Source organism: Arthrobacter sp. H35-D1, from assembly GCF_030063185.1.
Taxonomy (GTDB): domain Bacteria; phylum Actinomycetota; class Actinomycetes; order Actinomycetales; family Micrococcaceae; genus Specibacter.
Map to the genome: position 1 here is coordinate 270,613 of NZ_JASISP010000001.1, position 23,656 is coordinate 294,268.

Genomic DNA, 23,656 nt, shown 5'->3' on the forward strand with positions numbered 1-23,656 from the left:
TTTTCGACCCTCAAACACAAAAGTCGCATATTCTAGGCAACAAATAGAGTCGAATTACGGCAGCGATCTGTTGACTAATCGAACGGCCCTAGAATTGGCCTTGAACTCCCCATAGGGTGGGGCCATGAGTGCTGAACCTTTTGTCGCAGGGGTCGATGGACCGGCGTCGGACGCCATGTTGAAGCTTGGCCGTTTCTTTACGAAATGGGACGAGACCGATGATTCCCGTGCGGTTTTCCGCGAGGGTGGCCGGGCGGGCGATATTTTCTATCGCGACCGGTGGAGCCACGACAAGGTGGTGCGTTCAACCCACGGCGTGAACTGCACGGGCTCGTGCTCGTGGAAGGTCTATGTGAAGGACGGCATCATCACCTGGGAGTCGCAGCAAACCGACTACCCCTCGGTGGGTCCCGACAGCCCCGAATACGAGCCCCGCGGCTGCCCCCGCGGCGCCGCATTTTCCTGGTACACCTACTCCCCCACAAGGGTTCGCTTCCCTTACGCCCGCGGTGTGCTCGTGGACCTGTACCGCGAGGCAAAGTCCCGCCTCAAGGATCCCGTCCTGGCTTTCGCCGAGGTGGCAGGCGATCCGGAGAAGCGCCGCCGCTACCAGAACGCCCGCGGCAAGGGCGGCCTGGTCCGCACCTCGTGGGCCGAGGCGCTGGAAATCGCTTCCGCGGCTCACGTGAACACCATTAAGACGTACGGCCCCGACCGCTGCTCCGGCTTCTCCCCGATCCCGGCCATGTCCATGGTCAGCCACACCATCGGCACCCGTTTTGTCCAGCTCGTGGGCGGCGTCATGACGTCCTTCTACGACTGGTACGCGGACCTTCCCGTGGCCAGCCCGCAGGTCTTCGGCGACCAGACGGACGTCCCCGAGTCCGGCGACTGGTGGGATGCCACCTACCTGATGATGTGGGGCTCCAACGTCCCCGTCACCCGCACCCCAGATGCGCACTGGATGACTGAGGTCCGCTACCGCGGCACGAAGGTCATCGCCATCAGCCCCGACTACGCGGACAACACCAAGTTCGCCGACGAATGGCTCCCGGCCCAGGCTGGCACCGACGCCGCTCTCGCCATGGGCATGGGTCACGTGACGCTCAAGGAATTCTTCGTGGACCGGCAGGTCCCATTCTTCCAGAGCTACGTGCGCCAGTTCACCGACCTTCCCTTCCTGGTGCGTTTGGAGAAGAACGACGACGGGACGTACAACGCCGGGAAATTCCTCACCGCCGCCTTCGTCCCCGGCAACGAGAACGAAGAAGACGCAGCCTTCAAAACGATGCTCTTTGACAAGGTCTCCGGGCAGGCCATCATCCCCAACGGAACGCTGGGACACCGCTATTCCAAGACCGGGGAGGGCAAGTGGAACCTTGACCTGACGGGCATCGAACCGGCCTTGAGCCTGGATGAAGTCTCCACCGAGTCCGCGGAAATCCTGCTGCCGTGCTTTGAGGATCCGGGCGGGGCAGGCACCGTGCTGCGCCGCGGAGTCCCCACCACAATGGTGGGCGAACACCTTGTCACCACCGTGTACGACCTCATGCTGGCCCAATACGGCGTGGGCCGCGCAGGTCTTCCCGGCGACTGGGCCAAGGACTACAACGACACCAGCACCCCGTACACCCCCGCCTGGCAGGAGGAGATCACCTCCGTTCCTGCCCAGGCGTGCATCCGCATTGCCCGCGAATTTGCCCGCAACGCAGAACAGTCCAAGGGCCGCTCCATGATCATCATGGGTGCCGGCATCTGCCAGTGGTTCCACGGCGACACCACCTACCGCGCCATTTTGGCCCTTGTCATGCTGACCGGATGCATGGGTCGCAACGGCGGCGGCTGGGCCCATTATGTGGGCCAGGAAAAGACGCGCCCGCTCACCGGCTGGGTGTCTCTTGCCAACGCCCTCGACTGGTCTCGCCCGCCGCGGACCATGATCGGCACCGGCTATTGGTACATGCACACGGACCAGTGGCGCCAGGACGGGTACTCGGCGGATGCACTGAAGTCGCCCCTGTCCACGGGCGCGCTGGACGGCATGCATACGGCCGACGCCCTGGCACAGTCCGCCCGGCTGGGCTGGATGCCGTTCTACCCGTTCTTTGACAAAAACCCATTGGACGTCGCCGATCAGGCGGAGGCGGCCGTTGCCGCCGGCGAGGCTCCGGATGAAAAAACGTGGGTTGCACAGTCGCTGAAGAGCCGCAATCTGGACCTCGCCATCGAGGACATTGACGCCCCGGAGAACTGGCCGCGAACCTTGATCCTGTGGCGCTCAAACCTGTTCGGCTCCTCAGCCAAGGGCAACGAGTACTTCCTGCGCAACCTGCTGGGCACGCACAACAATGTGATGGGCCAGGACAGCGAGTCCTCATTGAAGCCAAAGACCGTCAAGTGGCACGAGAAAGGCCCGGAAGGAAAGCTTGACTTCCTGATGTCCGCGGACTTCCGGATGACAAGCACCACCCTGCTGTCCGACGTCGTATTCCCCGCGGCCACCTGGTACGAGAAGCACGACCTCTCCTCCACCGACATGCACCCGTTTGTGCACGCATTCACCCCGGCCATCGACCCGCCATGGGAAACCAAGACCGACTTTGAGATGTTCCACCTGCTGGCTGAGGAATTCTCCCGCCAGGCGGCAGTGCATCTGGGCACCCGCAAGGACCTGGTGACCGTGCCGATGATCCACGACACCGTGGGCCAGATCGCCCAGCCCGGCGGCGTGGTCCGCGACTGGCGCGAAGACGGCATCGACGGCGTGCCGGGGCAGAACATGCCCAACTTCACCATTGTGGAGCGCGACTACACGGCCATCGCCCACAAGCTGGCCGCCGTCGGGCCCCTGGCCGACAAGCTCGGCTTCACCGTCAAGGACGTCAACTACAAGCTGGACAAGGCGCTCAACCATCTGGCCAAGGCGAACGGCGTCATGATGGGCGGTTACGCGCACGGGCGCCCGGCCATCGACACTGACGCGAAAATGGCCGAGGCCATCCTGACATTCTCCGGCACCTGCAACGGCCAGCTGGCCGTCAGTGGCTTCAAGGAATTGGAGAAGCGCACTGGTGTGAAACTGGCGGACCTGGCCGAGGGCAGCGAAGAAAAACATATTTCCTTCGCCATGACCCAGGCCGGGCCGGTGCCGGTGATCACCTCCCCGGAATGGTCCGGTTCGGAAACGGGAGGGCGGCGCTATTCACCGTTCACCCAGAACATTGAGCGGCTCAAGCCTTTCCACACGCTGACCGGTCGCATGCATTTCTTTCTGGACCACGACTGGATCATCGACATTGGCGAGGCCTTGCCGATCTACCGTCCGCCGCTGGATATGCAGCGGCTGTTTGGGGAACCGAAGTTCGGCCCCAACGGGGAGAAGGAGGTGGTGGTGCGCTACCTGACCCCGCACTCCAAGTGGTCCATCCACTCCGAATACCAGGACAACCTGCTCATGCTCTCGCTCTCCCGTGGTGGCCCCACCGTGTGGATGAGCCCGCAAGACGCCAAATCCATCAAGGTCAAGGACAACGATTGGGTGGAGGCCGTGAACATGAACGGCGTGTTCGTGGCCCGCGCCGTGGTCAGCCACCGCATGCCGGAAGGTGTGGTGTACGTCTACCACGCGCAAGAGCGCACCATCGATGTGCCCAAGTCCGAGGCCACCGGCCGCCGCGGTGGCATCCACAACTCTTTGACCCGGTTGCTGGTCAAGCCGTCTCACCTGATTGGCGCCTATGGTCAGCTGACCTACGCGTTCAACTACCTTGGCCCCACCGGAAACCAGCGAGACAACGTTTCCACTATCCGCCGTCGTTCCCAGGAGGTGCAGTACTAATGCGTGTAATGGCTCAAATGGGCATGGTCATGAATCTGGACAAGTGCATTGGCTGTCACACGTGTTCCGTCACGTGCAAGCAGGCATGGACCAACCGGGCAGGGGTGGAATACGTCTGGTTCAACAATGTTGAGACCCGCCCCGGGCAGGGATACCCGCGTCGCTACGAGGACCAGGAAAAATGGAAAGGCGGCTGGGAGCTGAACAAGCGCGGCCGCCTCAAGCTCAAGGCCGGCGGGCGTGTGAAGAAGCTGTTCGGTCTCTTCGCCAGTCCCCTCCAGCCCGAGCTCAAGGACTACTACGAGCCCTGGACCTACGACTACAAGACCCTTGTTGACGCGCCCCTGGGTGATGACTTTCCGGTGGCCAGGCCCAAATCCCTCATCACCGGCAAGGACACGAAGATCACGTGGAGCGCCAACTGGGACGACGACCTGGGCGGCACCGAGGAAATGGGCCATTTGGACCCGATCGTGGAGAAGGTGCGCCGCGAGTCCGAGGACAAGATCAAGTTTGAGTTCGAGCAGACGTTCATGTTCTACCTGCCGCGCATTTGCGAGCACTGCCTGAACCCCTCCTGCATGGCCTCGTGCCCTTCCGGCGCCATTTACAAGCGGGTGGAGGACGGCATTGTTCTGGTCGATCAGGACCAGTGCCGCGGCTGGCGCCAGTGCATGACGGGTTGCCCGTACAAGAAGATCTACTTCAACCACAAGACCGGCAAGGCCGAGAAGTGCACGTTCTGCTACCCGCGCATTGAAGTGGGCCTGCCCACCGTGTGCTCGGAAACCTGCGTTGGCCGGCTGCGGTACTTGGGGCTTTTCCTGTACGACGCCGATGCCGTCACCGCAGCTGCCTCCGTCACCGACCCGCAGCACCTGTACCAGGCACAGATGGATGTGCTGCTGGACCCCAACGACCCGGCCGTCATTGCAGCGGCCCGCGAACAGGGCATCCAGGAGGACTGGATCGACGCGGCCCAGAAATCGCCGGTGTATGCCCTGACAAAGGTGTACAAGCTAGCTCTTCCGCTGCACCCGGAATACCGGACCATGCCCATGGTTTGGTACATTCCGCCGCTGTCGCCCGTCGTTGACCTGCTGCGCGAACAGGGCCACGACGCGGAGGATTCGGGGGTGCTGTTCGGCGCCATCGATTCCTTGCGCATCCCGGTGGAGTACCTGGCGGAGCTGTTCACGGCCGGGGACACCGAACTTGTCACCGAAGTGCTGCGGAAGCTCGCCGCCATGCGGGCTTACATGCGCGGCATCTCGCTGGGCAACGATCCCGACGAGTCCATTCCCGCCTCGGTGGGCATGGACGGGGAAACCATGTATGAGATGTACCGGCTCATGGCCATCGCCAAGTACGACGAGCGCTACGTGATTCCCAAGGCGCACGCCGAACAGGCACATGACCTCGAGGAGATGGGTTGCTCCCTGGACTTCGACGGCGGTCCGGGCATGGGCGCCATGGGAGACTCCCCGTTCGGGGAAGCAAGCGGACGCCCCACCCCTGTTGCCGTGGAAACCTTCAATGCACTCAAGGACCGCCAAACCTCCGACTCGGTGGCGGGGGCTGAAACACTGCGCGGCCGGGTGAACCTGCTCAACTGGGACGGCAACGGCGCACCGGCCGGCCTGTTCCCGCAACATCACCCCACCGAACCACCGCGCGAGGATGACCGCGAGGATGCGCTGGAAGGCGGTGGGGGTTCATGAGCCGCAAGGACCAGATCACCTTCCTGGCGGCGGCGTGGTGCCTGTCCTACCCGGATGAACAGCTCCTTGAACGGGTGCCACTCATGCGGGCGGCCCTCGGCGAGTTCCCCGGAGCGCTGGCCCCGTTCGCCGTCGTCCTTGATTCCCTGGAAAACAAGGAACTCATGGCGCTGCAGAGCCAGTACGTCGCAGAATTCGATCTCGGCAAACGCCATGCCCTGCACCTGTCCTACTGGACCGACGGAGACACCCGCCGCCGCGGCGAGGTCCTGGGCGCTTTCAAAAAGGTGTACCGCGGCTCCGACACACTCGTCAATACTCGCGGGGAACTGCCTGACTTCCTGCCCATGGTGCTGGAGTACGCAGCCACCGTCGACCTCGCCACAGGCAAGGAATTGTTGCAGCAGTACAGGCCCAGCCTTGAGCTGATCAAGTTCGGGCTGCTGCGGGACAACTTGGCCCACACGGAGATCGTGCAGGCTGTTTGCAGCACCCTGCCCGGGGTGTCCCCGGCAGATGAACAAGCCGTCATGCGGATGGCAGGTTTCGGTCCGCCCACCGAATCGGTCGGCCTTGACCCTTACGACCCGCGACTGCTGCCCATGAGAGGGGCATGAGAAATGGACATCTTTTTGTGGGGTGTGCTGCCGTACGTCATGGTTGTCATTCTGGTGGGGGGATCCCTCTGGCGCTACAAGTACGACCAGTTCGGCTGGACCACCCGTTCCTCCCAGCTCTACGAGTCAAAGTTGCTGCGCATTGGCTCCCCCGTCTTTCACTTTGGGCTGTTGGCAGTCATCGCCGGGCACTTCTTTGGCTTGGTGATTCCCAAGTCGTGGACTGAGGCTGTGGGGATGAGCGAAGACCTCTACCACTTCAACGCCTTGTTCGTCGGCACGATTGCAGGGGTTGGCACGCTCGGCGGAATCGTCTTGTTGATCTACCGCCGTCGCAAGACGGGACCCGTTTTCATGGCCACCACCAAGAACGACAAACTCATGTATGTGGTGCTGGTGGCAGCCATTGTGTTCGGCCTGTGGACAACGCTTGCCAGCGTGTTCTTTGACGAACACGGCGTCACCTACCGGGAAACAGTCTCCCCGTGGTTCCGCTCACTGTTCATCTTCCAGCCGGATGTGGCCTCCATGGCGGCGGCACCGCTGTCGTTCCACATGCACACGATTGTGGGCATGCTGCTGTTTATGGTGTGGCCTTTCACTCGCCTTGTCCACGCTTTCACAGCCCCCCTGCACTACTTGTTCCGCCCTTACATCGTGTACCGCTCGCGGGACAAGGGCCCCACCGTGGCCAACCAGCACGGCTGGTCAGATGTGGGTACCCGCGACAGCGACACCCGACACCGCTAATCAGGAGCGACCATGGCACGAAACGCAACGGCAAGCGCGCCTCCCCAACAAGCCCTCCAGGGCCAGGCCATGAACCTGATCCTGGCCACGGCAGCCTCGGTGGTTGCCTTCTGGGCTTGGAACGCCATTGCAACTCTGAGCACGTACTACGCCAAAAACATGGAACTGTCCTCGGGGACCATGGGTATTTTGGTGGCAATGCCCATCTTTGTGGGTTCGCTGGGCCGCATTGTGGTGGGCGCCATGACGGACAAATATGGTGGACGGGCACTGTTCACCTTTGTTTTGTTGGCCACCATCCCCACAGTGCTGCTCGTGGCGCTGGGCGGGTCGCTGAACTCCTTCGCGATTGTTCTCATTGGCGGCTTCCTGCTCGGTGTGGCGGGCACTGTGTTTGCCGTCGGTATTCCCTTTGTCAGCGCCTGGTACCCACCGTCCAGGCGCGGCTTTGCCACCGGTGTCTTTGGTGCCGGCATGGGCGGAACCGCCTTGGCCGCCTTCCTGAACCCGCGCTTAGTGCAGTCCATTGGCTACGTGCCCACACACCTCCTCATTGCCGCGCTGCTGGCCGTCATGGCGGCCCTTGTCTGGTTCTTCATGAAGAATTCACCCGACTGGAAGCCCAGCAAAACTCCCGTCATGCCCGAGCTCATTGAGGCCTCAAAGCTGGCTGTCACGTGGAAATTATGCTTCCTGTATGCAGTGGTCTTTGGCGGCTTTGTTTCGTTCGCGACGTATCTGCCCACCTACCTGCGCGACGTCTACGAGTTTGACCCGAGCTCGGCCGGTGCCCGAACGGCCGGCTTTGCCTTGGCGGCAGTCCTCGCCCGCCCCGTTGGCGGCGTATTGGCAGATAAAATTGGTTCCAAGCCCGTGGTGCTGGCTTCCTTGGTGGGCGTGGCCATTTTGGGCTTCGTTGTGGCGCTTGAACCGGCAGCCGACGTTGAGGCGGGCCCCATATTCATTGGCTTGGCCGCAGCACTTGGCCTGGGCACCGGTGGCGTGTTTGCGTGGGTGGGCAAACTCTCCCCGGAGGGCAGGATGGGAACCATCGGAGGCATTGTCAGTGCCGCCGGCGGTCTGGGCGGTTACTTCCCACCGCTTGTTATGGGCCTGACGTACAACCCTGACGCTGCGAACTACAAGTACGCCATTGGGCTCTCGTTGCTTGTCATTACATCCATTGTGGCGCTGCTCTTCACACTGTTCTTCGTCAGGACCCCAGCCAAGGATCCTTCCAAGGATCCTTCAGCGGCCAAAACCTAGCCTCTGCCCCCTGCCCGCTGTCAGCGAGTAGGGGGCGGCCTGTCTTGTGGCGGCCTGTCTTGTGGCGGCCTGTCTTGTCTCTGGGTAAACATGCGTCCTCAATCCTGCGTAAGATTGATAGATGTGGTTCGCAGTTCCGAGCCATCCCCAACCGACAGGTGGAAAAGTTTCGTGACGCACTCCTCCGCTGCTTCCCGTTTGCTGACGCGAATCGCCGGATTCACCGATAATTCCATTGCCGCCGGCCGCGCCTACGCAGACCAGAATCGTGTCAGCGACATCGTGCTGGAGCCCGACACCGGCCTGCTGTCCGGCATCGTGCAGGGCACACAGGCCTACAAGACAACCGCGAAACTCGTGCGCGAGCACGACGGCGTCATTGCCTGCCGCGTGGGAATCTGCCACTGTCCCATACGGCAAAACTGCAAGCACGTGGTGGCTTTGATTGCCGCTGCAGAAAACGATGCGTCGTTTACGGACTTCTTTGTTCCGGAAGAACAGCCGAGGGAACCTACGTTCCTTGAGACACTGTTGGCCAAGGCCAAGGACAGCAAATCCGCCCCCGTAATTCCGGTCGCTGGAGACACTGAAACACCCGCCGAATCTTGGGAAGCAGCGCTGTCAGCCCTGCTTCCGCCAGCCGCTTCCACCCCCAGCCGGGACGCACCCGCACTGGGACTGCAATTTGAACTTCATGTGCCCCCGCCTCGTTTTTCCTACCGCGGCCGCGGCAACACAGTTCCTTCGGAACCCGTCCTGAACGTTCGCCCGGTGGTGATGGGCACGCGCGGGAAGTGGGTCAAGTCCGGCGTCAGTTGGGCCACCCTGGGCTACCTGAGCTATGGCGGGGAACATGACCCCAAGCAGCTGGAATGGCTCAGTGAATTCCTTTCCTCGCACAGCCCCCGGCAGTATGTGCATGGAAATGCCGGTGCTTGGCTGACACTGAACAACTTTGCCGGACGCAACCTGTGGCAGTTGCTCTCCGGCGCACACAAGAGCGGGATAGCCCTTGTCCACGCAGGCAGCGGGGAACCTGTGCGCGTTGCCGGGCGTGAGGCAACCCTGCAATTCGATGTCACCCAAGCCGACTCCGGCGGACTCGAGGTGGGGCCGCTCATTGAGGTGGAAGGCGCCCCCGTCAAGGCCGGGATCGTCGGCAAGCTGGGCGACCCCGCCAGCGGTCTGTTTTTCAGCGACGAAACCGAGCCAGGCAGCCAAGGCGGGAATACCGCCCCGGGCCGCAACGCCGTCGTGCGTGGAAACATCACCGTGGCACCCCTGGCTGCGGACGCTTCGCCCCAACTGCTTGATTTCGCCCTGCGCGGGGAGACCGTCCAGATCCCGGAGCAGGCCAGGGAGAAGTTCCTGACCCAGTTTTATCCCCAGCTCAAGCAGTCCGCACCGGTGGTTTCCGCCGACCACTCGGTGGAGCTGCCCGCCTATGTGGAGCCCACGTTGTCCCTTCTGGCGGCGTACGGAACCGACCACACGGTGCGTCTGCATTGGGAGTGGCACTATCCGGTGGGCACCCGAACAACCTCGCTGCCGCTGTGGCCGGAGCTGGGCGAGAACGCCGTCCGCGACACTGGCGCAGAGGCACGGCTGGTGGAGAGCGTGGGCCAGCCGTGGGAGGACATTACCGCCATGGGCGTGGCCGCCAACCATGCGTGGGGCGAACCGTCGCTGGCCGCGTCGGTCCAGCTGACCGATCTGGACACGCTGACGTTGACCGAAACCGTGCTGCCCAGGTTGTCGACGCTGCCCGGTGTCACAGTGGAAACCACCGGTGACATCGCCAGCTACCGCGAGGTCACCGAGGCGCCAGTGGTGACGATCTCCACGAAGGCCACTGATGAGCGCGACTGGTTTGACCTGGGCATTGTGATCACGCTGGAAGGCCAATACGTCTCCTTCGCCGCAGTGTTTTCCGCACTGGCGGCCGGGCAGTCGCGCATGCTGCTGCCCAGCGGCGCGCACTTTTCCCTGGACCGCCCCGAGCTCCATCAGCTGCGTGAATTGATCGAAGAAGCGCGCAGCCTCAATGACAACAAGGACGGCGAGCTGAGAATCAGCCGTTTCCAAGCTGGCTTGTGGGACGAGCTGGCCCAGCTGGGCATTGTTGACGAACAGGCGCAGGCCTGGCGAAAGGCCGTCTCGGGGCTGCTCGACGGCGGGCCTCCCGAGGCATTGCCCGCCCCGGAAACCTTGAACGCGACTCTGCGCCCATACCAGCTTGACGGCTTCAACTGGCTGCACTTTTTGTACACTTACGGCCTTGGCGGCGTGTTGGCGGATGACATGGGCTTGGGCAAGACCGTCCAGGCCCTGGCGCTGATGTGCCAGGTCAAGGCCGGCGCCGAGGCCGAGTCCGCAGCACTCGCTGCCAACCCGGCTGAGTCCAACGCGGCTGAGTCCACCCCGGCCGCGTCCACCGCAATCGTTTCCGGGTCGGGCTCGGGGACGGGGACGGGGACGGGGACGGGGACGGGCTCGGGGACGGGGACGGGGACGGGCTCGGGGACGGGGACGGGGACGGGCCAAGGCTCGGCGCGCCGGCCATTCCTGGTGGTGGCTCCCACCTCCGTGGTGGGCAACTGGGCCAGTGAAAGTGCAAAGTTTGCACCCGGCTTGCAGGCTGTCACTGTTGGCGAGACCTTTGCCAAGAGCGGCTTGGACTCCGCCACGTTTTTCGCGGGGGCAGACATCGTCATCACGTCCTACGCCCTGTTCCGCATTGATTTTGCCGAGTACGCCATGCACCCCTTCGCGGGGTTGATCCTGGACGAGGCGCAGTTCGTCAAAAACCACCAGTCCAAGGCTTACCAGTGCGCGCGCAAGATCAAGGCCCCGTTCAAGCTGGCCGTGACGGGCACGCCCATGGAAAACAACCTCATGGAACTGTGGGCCCTGCTCTCCATCGTGGCACCCGGGCTGTTCCCCAGCCCCAAGCGCTTTGCCGAGTTTTATCAGCGCCCCATTGAGAAGAACGCGGACGCCGAGCTGCTGGTCAAGCTCCGTGCCCGGGTCAAGCCGCTCATGCTGCGCCGCACCAAGGAAGCCGTCATCGCCGATTTGCCGGCCAAACAGGAACAGATCCTGGACGTGGAGCTGAATCCGCGCCATCACAAGATCTACCAGACACACTTGCAACGCGAACGGGCCAAAATTTTGGGGCTGCTCGAGGACGTGAACAAGAACCGCTTCACCATCTTCCAGTCCTTGACCCTGCTGCGCCAGCTCAGTCTCGACGTGACACTTGTCGACGAGGGACAGACTGGTGTCCGCTCCTCGAAGTTGGATGTGTTGTTCGAACAGCTGGAAGATGTGGTCAAGGAGGGGCACCGCGCCTTGATCTTCAGCCAGTTCACCGGCTTCCTGGGCAAGGTCAGGGACAGGCTTGTCGCCGAAGGCATCGACTTCACGTATCTGGACGGTGGCACCCGGAACAGGGCCGCCGTCGTGGATGATTTCAAGACCGGCACGGCACCGTTGTTCCTGATCAGTCTCAAGGCCGGCGGTTTTGGCTTGAACCTGACCGAGGCCGACTACGTGTTCATTCTTGACCCGTGGTGGAACCCCGCGTCCGAGGCGCAGGCCGTGGACCGCACGCACCGCATTGGGCAGAAGAAGAACGTGATGGTGTACCGGCTGGTTGCCAAGGACACCATCGAGGAAAAGGTCATGGCGTTGAAGGCCAAGAAGTCGCAGCTTTTCTCAGATGTGATGAGCGGGGATTCGCTGGCCGGCGGCGCATTGACGGCCACGGACTTGGCCGGCCTCTTCCGCGACTAGGCAGGAGTCTGCGCACCTGAAAGCATCCACGACACAGCTATGGTGATCCGCTCCCGAAAATACCGGGAGCGGATCACCATAGCTGTGTCGCTACCGCTGGGGGCGCCAGATCACGACGGCTTGGCTGCGCGGACGTGGACGCTTGCCCCTGGTCAATGCCACGATGTCCCCGCCGGTGAGGCCTGCGGCGAACACGCGGCTGTTGGCCCGTGGCGGGCGCGATGCCACTTCGCTCGATGCGGCTTCGAGGGCATCGCTGAGTTCCAGCACCTTGGCACGCAGGGCATCCACCTGGTTCTCAAGCTCCATAATGCGCCGGATCCCCTCCAGCGACACACCCTCGTGGGACAGTCGCTGAACTTCACGCAACATGTCGACGTCGTGTTGGGAATAGCGCCGCGCCCGGCCGGGGGCGCGGCTGGGCTTCACGATGCCCAACCTGTCATATTGCCGCAGTGTTTGCGGGTGCATCTCCGCCAGCTCGGCCGCCACGGAGATCACAAAGATGGGTGAGTATGGATCAATCTGCATGGTGATCTCCTTTCTAGGCGGAGCGCTTGGTGGGCCCACAAGCGCGGGGGCCCCGACCCGAGCTTGCGAGGGTTGGGAGCGCTTGGGGATTACAGTTTGGCCTTGTTCTTCAACGAAGCACGGGGATCGCTCTCGGCGGTAGCCGCGGCAAAGGCGCGGACGGCTTCTTCTGCTTCCTTGCTGAGTTTCTGCGGAACCGTCACGTCTATGGTGACGAGCAGGTCGCCTTCGCTCTTGGACGTTTTGACACCCGCACCCTTGACCCGGAGCGTCCGCCCGGACGGTGTCCCGGCAGGTACGCGGACCCGCACCATGTCCCCAGTCAACGTGGGAACGCTGATGTCGGCACCCAAGGCGGCCTCGGCGAAGGTCACGGGGACGTGAATTCGAATGTTGTTGCCGTCCCGGACGAAAAAGTCGTGCGGCTTGACGTGGACGCTGACCATCAAGTCACCGGCACCGGCAGCACCTGACTGGCCTTTGCCCTTGACACGCACCTTTTGGCCGTCCTTGATCCCCGCAGGGATGCGTACGTCGATGACTTCACCGTTGGGTTCACGCAAGGCGATCTTCGTGCCGTTGATCGACCCGGCGAAGGAGATGGTGGTGCTGGCCGTTCGGTCGGCACCCTTGGTTGCAGGTGGCTGGTAGCCGCCGAACCCGCCACCGCCGCCTCCACCAAACCCGCCCCCGCCAAACAGGTCGGCAAACTCGGGTGGGAGACCCGAACCGCCATATCCTGGATTGCTGCGGGGTGCGCTGCGGCCGCCACCGAAGATGTCGCCAAAGACGTCTTCGAAGCCGCCGCCGCCATTGTGTCCGCCGGAGCCGCCTGCGCTGAAGCGGGCGCCGCCGCCCATGGCCCGGATGGCGTCGTACTGCTCGCGGTCTTCCTTGCTTGAGAGCACGGAATACGCTTCGGAGACGTTCTTGAAAGTCTTTTCCGCTTTGGGATCCCCGGAGTTGGTATCCGGGTGGTACTTGCGAGCCAATTTCCGGTATGCCTTTTTAATGTCGGCATCCGACGCATCTTTGGCCACACCGAGAATTTTGTAGAAGTCCTTGTCTACCCAGTCCTGACTTGCCAAGACGCCTCCTTTCCAAGAGTTGTGGAGTAATGCTGGTGGTCGAGTGCCTGGCGGTGGAGCTCGTCGATACTGCTAGGTCTCGACAAACTCGACCGCCGGACGCTCGACCACCGGGGTTCTGCTATTCGGGCACTGCCACGATTACCTGTGCGGCGCGCAGGATGCGTTCGCCGGACTTGTAGCCGTTGCGCAGCACCTGACTGACCGTGTCGATTTCGACTTCGGCCGAGGGCTGCTGGATGAGCGCCTCGTGAACGGTCGGGTCAAAAGCAACACCGGTGGTGTTAATCTTTTCCAGTCCATACGTTGTCAATGCTGCTTCCAGCTTGTTCGCGATGGCCGCGAACGGGCCGTCGGTGAGGTCGCCGTGGGCACGTGCCGCATCTATATCGTCGATCACCGGAAGTATTGAGTTCAGCACGCCGATAACAGCCATCTGCCCGGCAACTGCCCGGTCGCGCTCTACGCGCTTGCGGTAGTTGACGTACTCGGCCTGCAGGCGGAGAAGGTCGTTCTTCAACTCCGCTGCCTGGTCTCCGCCGCCTTGGGCGACGGATTCCTCGGCGGGGATCTCAACGTCGTTGAGAATGTCCTCCGCCTGGGACAGTGCGTCACCTTCAGGCTCGACCACCGGCTCTCCCTTGGTCTCTTCCACCGGATCCACCGGCTCTCTATCTTCGGGATTCACAGACTCAGCCATTGCTACTTCTTCTCGTCTGCGTCTTCGTCGATGACCTCGGCGTCGACGATGTCCTCTTCGGCGTCACCTTCAGGGGCGGCACCTTCGGAAGGCTCTCCGGCGTCGGCCGTTGCACCCTCAGCCTGGGCTGCGGCGTAGATGGCCTCGCCCAAGGTGGACTGTGATGCCTGCAGCTTTTCAAACGCGGTCTTCACGGCTGCGTCGTCGTCGCCGGCGAGAGCGGTCTTGAGCGCGGTGAGGTCGTCCTTCACCGGGTTCTTGACATCGTCAGCCAGCTTGTCATCGTTGTCGGCCAGGACCTTGTCCACCGAATACTGCAGCTGCTCCGCGGAGTTGCGCAGGTCGGCTGCCTCGCGACGCTCCTTGTCCTCGGCTGCGTGCTCCTCAGCTTCCTGGACCATGCGCTCAATGTCTTCCTTGGACAGCGAGGAGCCGCCCGTGATGGTCATTGACTGCTCGACGCCGGTGCCCTTGTCCTTGGCGGACACGTGCACGATGCCGTTGGCGTCGATGTCGAAGGTGACCTCAACCTGCGGGACGCCTCGCGGAGCCGGCGCGATGCCGGTCAGCTCGAACGTGCCCAGCGGCTTGTTGTCGCGGGTGAACTGGCGCTCGCCCTGGAAGACCTGGATAGCTACCGAGGGCTGGTTGTCATCAGCGGTGGTGAAGGTCTCGGAACGCTTGGTGGGGATGGCCGTGTTCCGCTCGATCAGGTTGGTCATCACTCCGCCCTTGGTTTCGATGCCCAGGGACAGCGGGGTGACGTCGATGAGCAGCACGTCCTTGCGCTCGCCCTTCAGGACACCGGCCTGCAGTGCGGCACCGACGGCCACAACTTCATCCGGGTTGACGCCCTTGTTGGGCTCCTTGCCGCCAGCCAATTCCTTGACCAGGTCGACGACGGCGGGCATGCGGGTGGAGCCGCCGACGAGCACGATGTGGTCAATGTCGGAAACCTTGATGCCGGCTTCCTTGATGACGTCGTTGAACGGCTTCTTGGTGCGCTCGAGCAGGTCCTTGGTCAGGTCCTGGAGCTTGGCGCGGGTCAGCTGCTCGTCCAAGTGCACCGGACCGTCGGGGGTGACGGAGAGGTACTGCAGGGAGATGTTGGTGCTGGTGGCCGAGGAGAGTTCCTTCTTGGCCTGCTCGGCTGATTCCTTCAGGCGCTGCAGGGCGATCTTGTCCTTGGACAGGTCGATGCCCTTGACCTTGAGCTGGTTCAGCAGGTACTCAACGATGCGCTGGTCCCAGTCGTCGCCGCCGAGGCGGTTGTCGCCGTAGGTGGCGCGAACCTGGATGGTGGAGAAGTCGTCTTCGTCCTTGCCAACTTCCAGCAGGGAAACGTCGAACGTTCCGCCACCGAGGTCGAAGACGAGGATGAGCTCGTCTTCCTTGCCCTTGTCCAGGCCGTAGGCGAGAGCTGCAGCCGTGGGCTCGTTGACAATGCGCAGCACGTTCAGGCCGGCAATTTCACCGGCTTCCTTCGTGGCCTGGCGCTCGGCGTCGTTGAAGTAGGCCGGGACGGTGACAACTGCATCGGTGACCTTCTCGCCCAGGTACGCTTCGGCGTCGTTCTTGAGCTTCATCAGGATGCGGGCGGAGATTTCCTGCGCCGTGTACTTCTTCTCGTCGATCCCGATGCTCCAGTCGGTGCCCATGTGGCGCTTGACGGAGGCGATGGTGCGGTCGATGTTGTTGACGGCCTGGCGCTTGGCGATCTCGCCAACCAGGACTTCGCCGGTCTTGGAGAAGGCAACAACCGAAGGGGTGGTGCGGCCACCCTCGGCGTTGGCGATGACGGTGGGCTCGCCACCTTCAAGGACGGAGACAACTGAGTTGGTGGTTCCGAGGTCAATACCTACGGCACGTGACATAAGTGTGGTTCCTTTCATGGACCGCTGAGTGAACAAGTCCGCCAACGGTGGCGGCGGGTCGCCCAACCAGCGGTGTTGAGCGTTCTGCACTCAACTTTACTCAGCCTCGCCTTCATGTCAAATGGAGTTGAGCGTAGTTGGCTCAACTTTCACTTTGGGCGAACAAGTGCGACGCCGGACGGTCGGCTTTCGTACTGCAGCCGCGTTCCGTTGTCTGGTAACGATGCGCAGGAACAGGAATGGCGCAAGGTTGGCGGACAACGGTGCGCCACTACAACTTTTCCTGCCTCCGTCCAGAATTTGATTGGCTCTGGTCGTGGCACTGCCGCTGGCGTACGCTGCTTTCCATGAGCGAGCAAACGCCCCCATCGCAGCATTCCAGCGTGCAACACGCAGATGTCTACACGCACGGACACCAGGAAAGTGTATTGCGCTCACACGCGGCGCGGACGGCAGGGAATTCCGCAGGCCATCTGGTTCCGCATCTGCAACCCGGGCAACACATCCTGGACGTGGGTTCCGGGCCGGGCACCATCACCGCCGATTTCGCCCGGCTGGTGGCTCCCGGCAGGGTGCTGGGCCTGGACCGGTCGCCGGACGTTGTTGCGGCTGCGCGCCGGCTGGCAGGGAAACAGCACCTGAACAACCTCAGTTTTGCCGTGGGGGACATTTACCGGCTGGACTTCCCCGATGGCAGCTTTGACGTGGTCCACGCCCATCAGGTCCTGCAACACCTGAGCGACCCTGTCGCGGCCCTGAAGGAACTGCGCCGCGTGGCAAAGCCCGGCGGCATCGTGGCCCTGCGCGAGGCCGACTTCCACGGCATGTCCTGGTACCCGGCACAGCCTGAACTGGATGAGTGGATGGACCTCTACCAGCTGGTGGCCAGGCACAACCACGCCGAACCTGACGCCGGGCGGCGCCTGCTGCACTGGGCGCGGGCGGCAGGATTCACCAATGTCACGCCGTCCAGCAGCAACTGGCTGTATGCAACGCCCGAACAGTGCCGCTGGCTTTCCGCCGACTGGGCCGACCGCGTGGAGAAGTCCTCGCTTGCCGAACAGGCGTTAACGTACGGCTTGGCGGACGAGGCGCAGCTCGCGCACATCGCCGAGGGGTGGCGCGCCTGGGGCGCTGCGCAGGACGGCTGGTTTGTGATGCCGAACGCGGAGATCATCGCCCTGGCTTAGTTTCCGCTGCCCATCTGAAGTCACAGCCACCCCGAACCCACCACTGGAGGAATCCCATGAACACCACCGCGGCACCCGAGCCGACCACTGCGCAGTTGTATCAGATCTTCATCAAGGCGGCACCTGAGGCGATCTGGGACGCTGTCACCAAACCCGAATACTCCGAGCTCTACTTCTTCGGATCTCGGGTTGAGACCACGGGCGAAGTCGGGGCTCCCTTCCGCTACCACTCCCCGGACGGCGCATCCCTGTGGGCCGATGAGAGCGTGGTCGAATCCAAACGGCCGCGGCGGCTCGTCACAGGATGGCGCTCCCTCTACGACCCGGACCTCGTTGATGAACCATCAAGCCGGGTCTCGTGGGAGATCGAGCCGCAGGACGGAGGGTTCGCTCTGGTGACTCTCACCCACGACCAACTCGAAAATTCGCCCGGAACCGCCGCCAACGTTGCAGGAGTCGGTTGGATGATGGTGCTCAGCGGGCTGAAGTCCGTACTGGAAACCGGATCGGGCCTCGCCGGGAGCTAGTGCATCCCCGGCCCCCGCGCCAACTTTCCTTCAGGCGGGCAGCAGCTCCGCGATCAGGGCCAGGACCCGTGCCTTGATGTCGTCACGGATGGGCCGGACGGCGTCCACACCCTGGCCAGCCGGGTCCTCAAGCGCCCAGTCTTCGTAGCGCTTGCCGGCAAAGACGGGGCAGCTGTCGCCGCAGCCCATGGTGATGACGACGTCGGACTCCTGCACCGCCTGCGTGGTGAGGATGTTCGGGGCCTCCGCGGAGATGTCGATGCCTTCCTCGGCCATTGCCGCCACCGCGGCCGGGTTTACCGACGGCGCCGGGGCCGAGCCGGCCGAGCGGACGTCGATGGCCCCGCCGGCCAGCTCGGCCAGGTAGGCGGCCGCCATTTGGGAGCGTCCGGCATTGTGCACACACACGAACAGGACGGAGGGTTTTTGCACAGTCATGGCGATTCCTTATTGGTGAAGTAGCGTTTACGTGCCCACAGTGCCGCATAGACCAGGGCAACGAGGACGGGAACTTCAATCAGCGGACCCACCACGCCGGCAAGCGCCTGCCCGCTTGTCACGCCGTAGGTGCCAATCGCCACGGCGATGGCCAGTTCAAAATTGTTCCCCGACGCGGTAAATGCCAGGGTGGTGGTTTTGGCATAGCCAAGCCCCAGAAAACGCCCGATCAGCATTCCCGCAGCGAACACAACTGTGAAATACACCAGCAGCGGAAGGGCGATCCGGGCAACGTCGAGCGGCCGGGACGTGATGGTGTCCCCTTGCAGTGCGAAGAGCAGCACGATCGTGAACAGCAGTCCGTAGAGGGCCCACGGTCCCAGTTTGGGCAGGAACGTGTCTTCGTACCATTGGCGCCCTTTGGCCTTTTCCCCCAAGGTCCGGGTCAGAAAGCCAGCCAGCAGCGGGATGCCCAAGAACACCAGCACCGAGACCGTGACGGCCCAGAAGGAAAAGTCTGCCGTGGTGGTGGGAAGCCCCAGCCATCCAGGCAGCACCTGAAGGTAGAACCAGCCGAGGGCGCCAAAAGCTACCACCTGGAAGACGGAGTTGAGCAGAACCAGCACGGCAGCGGCTTCGCGGTCGCCACAGGCAAGGTCGTTCCAAATCATGACCATGGCGATGCAGCGGGCCAGGCCCACAATAATCAGTCCTGTCCTGTATTCGGGCAGGTCCGGGAGGAATATCCATGCGAGCGCGAACATGAAGGCCGGCGCCAGCAGCCAGTTCAGCACCAAGGACGTGATCAACAGTTTCCGGTCCGCGACCACGCGGGACGTCTCGCTGTAACGCACCTTGGCCAGTACCGGATACATCATGACCAACAAACCAACCGCTATCGGCAGTGAAATGGAGCCGATCTTCACTGTGTCGAGGGCTGCGTTCAGGCCCGGTATGAACTTGCCCAGCAACAGTCCCCCGGCCATTGCCGCGATGATCCAGAGCGCAAGGTATCTGTCCAAGGTGGACAGCTTTCGGGCTGCGGCCATGTTCCCGGCCGCAGCTATGGTGCTGCTTTTCGTGCTCACGCTACTCCTCAAGGCACAACAGTCATCGATCGACATCCATCGATAGAAAGTATTGACCGATACATCGACAACTGTCAATACAAGACATAATGGGTACATGGACATTACGTCGTCGCTTGAACCGAGCACCCATCCGGAGGCTGGGCCGGGCCCCGAGCCCACCGGCTGCGAGCCAACCGCCAGGAACGCGCTCAGTGCCGTTGATGCCCAGGCGAAGGCCAGCTTGCTCAAGGCCCTGGCCGACCCCAACCGCCTGCGTCTACTCTCCATCGTCAAGTCCGGTGCTAACAAGTCCGGCACCGTCGAGTCCGGGGTCGTCAATTCGGGAAGCCGCGCCGAGGCCTGCGTCTGCGAGCTCACCGGGCCGCTGGGGTTGGGCCAGCCCACCGTTTCCCACCACCTGAAAATCCTTGTGGATGCCGGGCTCCTCACCCGCGAAAAGCGTGGCACCTGGGCGTACTACTCGTTGGTTCCCGGCGCTTTGGAGGCTGCTTCGCAGAGCATTCTCGCGCTGTAGGCTTGGCTGGTGCAATTTTCCCTTTGGCTGGCCCTTGCCGGCGCCGGCGCCATGATCAGCCTGACCCCGGGCGCAGGCGCCATCAACACCATGTCCAACGCCCTTGCTTCGGGTTTCCGCCGCTCCTTTTGGGGCATCCTGGGCCAACAGCTGGCCCTTGTTATCCACGTGGTCATCGTGGCAGCCGGGGTGGGTATCCTGGTCTCCAGCTCACCGTTCCTGTTCGCCATGATCCGCTACATCGGTGCCGCTTATCTGGTGTACCTGGGCGTCAGGAAGCTGCTGGCCAAGGCGGAGAAGAACGACGGCGGCAACGCACCCACCTCCGTCGAGTCCGGCTTCTCGATGTTCCGCCGCGGGCTCTGGGTCAACCTGCTCAACCCCAAGGCGATTGTCTTCTTTTTGGCATTCATGCCGCAGTTCATCCGCCCGCAGGATCCGTTGCTGCCCCAGTACCTCATCCTGACCGCCACCGTGGTCTTCATTGACGTCGTCGTCATGTGGTTCATTTTTGCCGCCGGTGCCAAGCAGCTCAAGCGCCTGACCACCAGCGAGCGCGGGCAACTGATGCTCAACAGGGTCTTTGGCGCGCTGTTCATTGGCGTTGGCATCTTGTTGGCCCTCGTGTAGCTGCAGCAGCCGTCCCGCACGGAGCCGTCGGCGGCGCCGATAGACTGGTTCAATGACCACCCCCTACCGGATCATTACCGTCTGCACCGGCAATATTTGCCGCTCCCCCATGGCCGAGTTCATGCTGGCGGATGCGGCCGCGGAGGCCGGGCTGGACATGGTTGTCGACTCTGCCGGAACGTCGGCTTGGGAGACCGGGAACCCGATTGACCCGCGAGCCAAGGCCGTTCTGGCGCGACACGGCATTGCCACCTCGGAGCATGCGGCACGTAAATTCAACCCGGCGTGGTTTGGTCAACGGGAACTGATCCTGGCCCTGGACACCGACCACTTCGACGCCCTCCGGGCCCTCGCCCCCAACGCCGAAGCAGCCGACAAGGTACGCATGCTGCGCTCCTTCGACCCCGAGGTGGCCCTTGCCCAGCCACGGCAGCAAGGCATTTACGACCCCTGGTTCGGGAGTGCGAAGGACTTCGATGTCAGCTGGGACTTGATCTCCGCGGCCATTCCCGGCATCCTGGCGCACGCGCGTGGCTAGTCCCCAGCACCTCCCACCGCTCGCAAGCTCACAGCGGGACCCTCGGAGCAGTGGCCCCACCCAGCACCTCCCACCGCTCGCAAGCTCACAGCGGGACCCTCGGAGCAGTGGCCCCACCCAACGCCCGGTGATCATCGCCGTCGACGGCCGTTCCGGCGCCGGAAAAACCACTGTAGCCGTGGAACTGGCGGCCCTGCTCCGCCGCCATCGCACGGTTTCGCTCTTCCACCTTGAAGACATTTACCCGGGCTGGGACGGACTGGCAGGCGGCGTGGAGCGGTACATCGGATCCGTTCTGGAACCCCTGCACCAAGGCCTGCCTGCCACCTGGACCGCATGGGATTGGGAAGCCAGGAACGACGGCGCCTCCCGCACCACCGCTGTTGCCCCAGTGGTGCTCGTGGAAGGAGTTGGGTCCTCACACGGCCGTGCCATCGACTACCTCGACGCCGTGATTTGGGTCGATGCCCCCCGGCAGGCCCGCAAGCAACGCGCCCTTGAGCGCGACGGCGAGACCTATGCACCTTTTTGGGACGCCTGGGCGGAGCAGGAAGAACGCCTGCTCGGCGGGGAAAGCAAAGCAGGCAAGGATGGCAAGGCAGGCAAAAACAGCCTGGGCGGTGGCCTCGGAGAAGACGCCACCGGAGCCGCCTGGGCAGACATTGTTGTGGACGGCACCCATGGCGTGGCGCAGGCCCCGAATTCAATTCTCGACGCACTCACCCAGCTCCCTGCCCTCGAACACGTGCTGGGCCCGGAGCTGGCACGGCGCCGCGGCTTGGAGTTTTCTGCCGACCGCATTGCCGGGCTGCCTGATGCCGCACAACTTTTTCATGCCTTGTACGGCGCTGCCGACAATGCCGTGTGGCTGGACAGCTCCATAACGGAAGAAACCGCAAGGACTGCCCCGGGAACGGCACCAATCGCCGCCGGCCGGGCACGATTTTCCATCATGGCCGATCCCTCCGGCAGTTTCGGCCAGCTGGCCCGGCATGAGTCGGCTGTGACAACTGTTTCGGCCGGGCAGGTGACAACACGCATCGGCGGCCCATTTTTCAGTTGGCTGGATTCGGTGTGGGGCCGCAAGGCCGTGCGTGCCCCTGAGCATTATCCCGGCGATTTCACCCTCGGCTGGCTGGGTTATTTGGGCTACGAGCTCAAGGCCGAAACGGGCGGCGCCGCCCGTGAGGCAAGCTCGGTGCCCGCATCCGGTATCGTGGGCGGCGCAGCCCCTCCCGCCGCGCCACTGCCTGCGCCTACACTGTCCGCACTTGCACCGTCCGCGCCGACACTTTTCGCACCTGCACCGGCACTGACCCCGGCTCCGCTGCCAGCTGCCGCACTGCTCTTTGCCGGCTTGGCGGTGGTGCTCGACCACCAGGAAAACTGTCTCTACGTCCTGTCCCTGACAAGCGCCCACCTTCCCGCCTCAACTGTCGAAGCAGAAGAATTCCTGGCCAGGGTCACGGCTGCCTTTCACGCCGCGAAACATGCTGGCGCACAAACCGCTTCCACCCGGACCACAGCTCCTGCCACCTGCCAGTCAGCCCTGCCGCCAGCCAGCCAGCCAATCCTGCCGCCGGCCGGCACTCCCGCTCCCCGCTTCACCGCCCGTGACGGTCAACAGCGCTACAAGGCGATGATCGCCGCGGCGCAAGAGCAGATCCACGACGGCAACACCTACGAAGTCTGCCTGACAACCCAATTGGAAGCGCGCACTGCCGCGAAGGTGGACGCGTGGGCGGCCTACCAGGCGCTGCGGAAGCGCAGCCCTGCACCGTTTGCGGCGTTCATGAAGCTCGATTCGACGAGTGTTTGCAGCACGTCGCCCGAACGTTTCCTGTGCATCGCCCCGGAGGGTCTCATGCGGGCCGAACCCATCAAGGGCACCCGCCGCCGCGACGCCAACTCGGAAGCAGACGCTGCGCTCAAGCGGGATCTTGCCACGTCGCTGAAGGACCGTGCCGAGAACATCATGATCGTGGATCTGTTGCGCAACGACCTCTCCCGTTTCGCCCTGCCCGAATCGTTGACGGTCCCCCGGCTGTGCGCCATCGAAAGCTACACCACAGTGCACCAGATGGTCAGCACCATCGAAGCGCAACTGGCGCCGGGCAGCTCGCGCGCCCAAGCCGTCGCCGCAGCTTTCCCGGCCGGATCCATGACGGGCGCGCCGAAAATAAGCACCATGGCCATTCTCGACACTCTCGAGGCCGGGCCCCGCGGCATCTACTCGGGTGCCATCGGCTATTTTTCACTCAATGCCGCCATGGATTTGTCGGTGGTGATCCGCACGCTGGTTCTCCAAGACACCCACGACGGCGGCACGCAGCTGTCGCTGGGAATCGGCGGAGCCATCACGGCCGATTCCGACGACGAAGCCGAATGGCAGGAGATCCAAGCCAAGGCCTACGGCGTCCTGTCCACCCTTGGGGCCGATTTTCCCCTTTGACGCCCACATCCCACTGCACACCCGCACATTCCCCGCACGTTCGTACGTTGAGTGCTTATGGGGCGTATTCACTGCCCTTTTGAGCGCCAAAGCTGC

18 protein-coding genes are annotated in these 23,656 nt (G+C 63.1%); 12 read left to right on the plus strand and 6 right to left on the minus strand.

Translation table 11 applies throughout. From position 1 onward, the window contains the following. Positions 1–124 precede the first annotated feature (124 nt). The 6 genes from QMG25_RS01320 to QMG25_RS01345 all read left to right on the plus strand — a co-directional run bounded on the left by QMG25_RS01320 (position 125) and on the right by QMG25_RS01345 (position 11,987). Complete coding sequence (locus QMG25_RS01320) at positions 125–3,838, plus strand: nitrate reductase subunit alpha (protein WP_283456510.1); 3,714 nt, start codon at positions 125–127, stop codon at positions 3,836–3,838. Beyond that, positions 3,838–5,559: a nitrate reductase subunit beta gene (narH, locus tag QMG25_RS01325; RefSeq protein WP_283456512.1), complete on the plus strand. Its 1,722-nt coding sequence runs from the start codon at positions 3,838–3,840 to the stop codon at positions 5,557–5,559. The genes QMG25_RS01320 and narH overlap by 1 nt, the downstream gene beginning before the upstream one ends. Beyond that, the gene (gene narJ / locus QMG25_RS01330; RefSeq protein WP_283456514.1) at positions 5,556–6,176 is read left to right on the plus strand and encodes a nitrate reductase molybdenum cofactor assembly chaperone; all 621 of its coding nucleotides are present in this window, start codon (positions 5,556–5,558) and stop codon (positions 6,174–6,176) included. Before narH ends, narJ begins: the two co-directional genes overlap by 4 nt. A 3-nt stretch (positions 6,177–6,179) precedes the next feature. Further along, the gene (gene narI, locus QMG25_RS01335; protein ID WP_283456516.1) at positions 6,180–6,926 is read left to right on the plus strand and encodes a respiratory nitrate reductase subunit gamma; all 747 of its coding nucleotides are present in this window, start codon (positions 6,180–6,182) and stop codon (positions 6,924–6,926) included. Positions 6,927–6,938: 12 nt separating this feature from the next. Then, positions 6,939–8,192 (plus strand): MFS transporter, encoded by a 1,254-nt coding sequence (locus tag QMG25_RS01340; protein WP_283456518.1) that lies wholly within the window; start codon positions 6,939–6,941, stop codon positions 8,190–8,192. A 171-nt stretch (positions 8,193–8,363) separates the two neighbouring features. Next, complete coding sequence (locus QMG25_RS01345; protein ID WP_283456520.1) at positions 8,364–11,987, plus strand: DEAD/DEAH box helicase; 3,624 nt, start codon at positions 8,364–8,366, stop codon at positions 11,985–11,987. Positions 11,988–12,077: 90 nt separating this feature from the next. Here the strand turns inward: QMG25_RS01345 and QMG25_RS01350 are convergent, their stop codons facing one another. From QMG25_RS01350 to dnaK, 4 genes are all read right to left on the minus strand, one after another. Further along, positions 12,078–12,518, minus strand: a complete 441-nt coding sequence (locus tag QMG25_RS01350; RefSeq protein WP_283456522.1) for a heat shock protein transcriptional repressor HspR — start codon at positions 12,516–12,518, stop codon at positions 12,078–12,080. Between the two features lie 89 nt (positions 12,519–12,607). Further along, positions 12,608–13,606 (minus strand): DnaJ C-terminal domain-containing protein, encoded by a 999-nt coding sequence (locus QMG25_RS01355; RefSeq protein WP_283456524.1) that lies wholly within the window; start codon positions 13,604–13,606, stop codon positions 12,608–12,610. A gap of 121 nt (positions 13,607–13,727) precedes the next feature. After that, positions 13,728–14,306 carry a nucleotide exchange factor GrpE gene (locus QMG25_RS01360; protein ID WP_283456526.1) on the minus strand — a complete coding sequence of 193 codons (579 nt, stop codon included), beginning with the start codon at positions 14,304–14,306 and terminating at the stop codon, positions 13,728–13,730. Positions 14,307–14,308: 2 nt separating this feature from the next. Beyond that, the gene (dnaK, locus tag QMG25_RS01365; protein ID WP_283456528.1) at positions 14,309–16,180 is read right to left on the minus strand and encodes a molecular chaperone DnaK; all 1,872 of its coding nucleotides are present in this window, start codon (positions 16,178–16,180) and stop codon (positions 14,309–14,311) included. Between the two features lie 347 nt (positions 16,181–16,527). Between dnaK and QMG25_RS01370 the strand changes: the two genes are divergently transcribed. Both QMG25_RS01370 and QMG25_RS01375 read left to right on the plus strand, forming a co-directional pair. Next, the gene (locus QMG25_RS01370) at positions 16,528–17,370 is read left to right on the plus strand and encodes a methyltransferase domain-containing protein (protein WP_283456530.1); all 843 of its coding nucleotides are present in this window, start codon (positions 16,528–16,530) and stop codon (positions 17,368–17,370) included. Positions 17,371–17,426: 56 nt separating this feature from the next. After that, positions 17,427–17,897 carry an SRPBCC domain-containing protein gene (locus QMG25_RS01375; RefSeq protein ID WP_283456532.1) on the plus strand — a complete coding sequence of 157 codons (471 nt, stop codon included), beginning with the start codon at positions 17,427–17,429 and terminating at the stop codon, positions 17,895–17,897. A 30-nt stretch (positions 17,898–17,927) separates the two neighbouring features. On the opposite strand, the gene QMG25_RS01380 is transcribed toward QMG25_RS01375, so the two are convergent. Together QMG25_RS01380 and arsB are read right to left on the minus strand one after the other, a co-directional pair. Then, positions 17,928–18,335, minus strand: coding sequence for an arsenate reductase ArsC (locus QMG25_RS01380; RefSeq protein ID WP_283456534.1), 408 nt, complete (start codon positions 18,333–18,335; stop codon positions 17,928–17,930). Beyond that, positions 18,332–19,384, minus strand: coding sequence for an ACR3 family arsenite efflux transporter (gene arsB / locus QMG25_RS01385; protein WP_283457350.1), 1,053 nt, complete (start codon positions 19,382–19,384; stop codon positions 18,332–18,334). Before arsB ends, QMG25_RS01380 begins: the two co-directional genes overlap by 4 nt. Before the next feature lie 136 nt (positions 19,385–19,520). On the opposite strand from arsB, the gene QMG25_RS01390 reads away from it, so the two are divergent. The 4 genes from QMG25_RS01390 to pabB all read left to right on the plus strand — a co-directional run bounded on the left by QMG25_RS01390 (position 19,521) and on the right by pabB (position 23,560). Further along, a complete protein-coding gene (locus QMG25_RS01390; protein WP_283456537.1) occupies positions 19,521–19,940 on the plus strand; it encodes an ArsR/SmtB family transcription factor in 420 nt (139 codons plus the stop codon). Between the two features lie 9 nt (positions 19,941–19,949). Next, the gene (locus QMG25_RS01395; RefSeq protein ID WP_283456539.1) at positions 19,950–20,570 is read left to right on the plus strand and encodes a LysE family transporter; all 621 of its coding nucleotides are present in this window, start codon (positions 19,950–19,952) and stop codon (positions 20,568–20,570) included. 52 nt (positions 20,571–20,622) lie between these two features. Next, positions 20,623–21,108: a low molecular weight protein-tyrosine-phosphatase gene (locus QMG25_RS01400; protein ID WP_283456541.1), complete on the plus strand. Its 486-nt coding sequence runs from the start codon at positions 20,623–20,625 to the stop codon at positions 21,106–21,108. A gap of 127 nt (positions 21,109–21,235) precedes the next feature. Continuing rightward, the gene (gene pabB, locus QMG25_RS01405; protein WP_283456543.1) at positions 21,236–23,560 is read left to right on the plus strand and encodes an aminodeoxychorismate synthase component I; all 2,325 of its coding nucleotides are present in this window, start codon (positions 21,236–21,238) and stop codon (positions 23,558–23,560) included. Positions 23,561–23,656 lie beyond the last annotated feature (96 nt).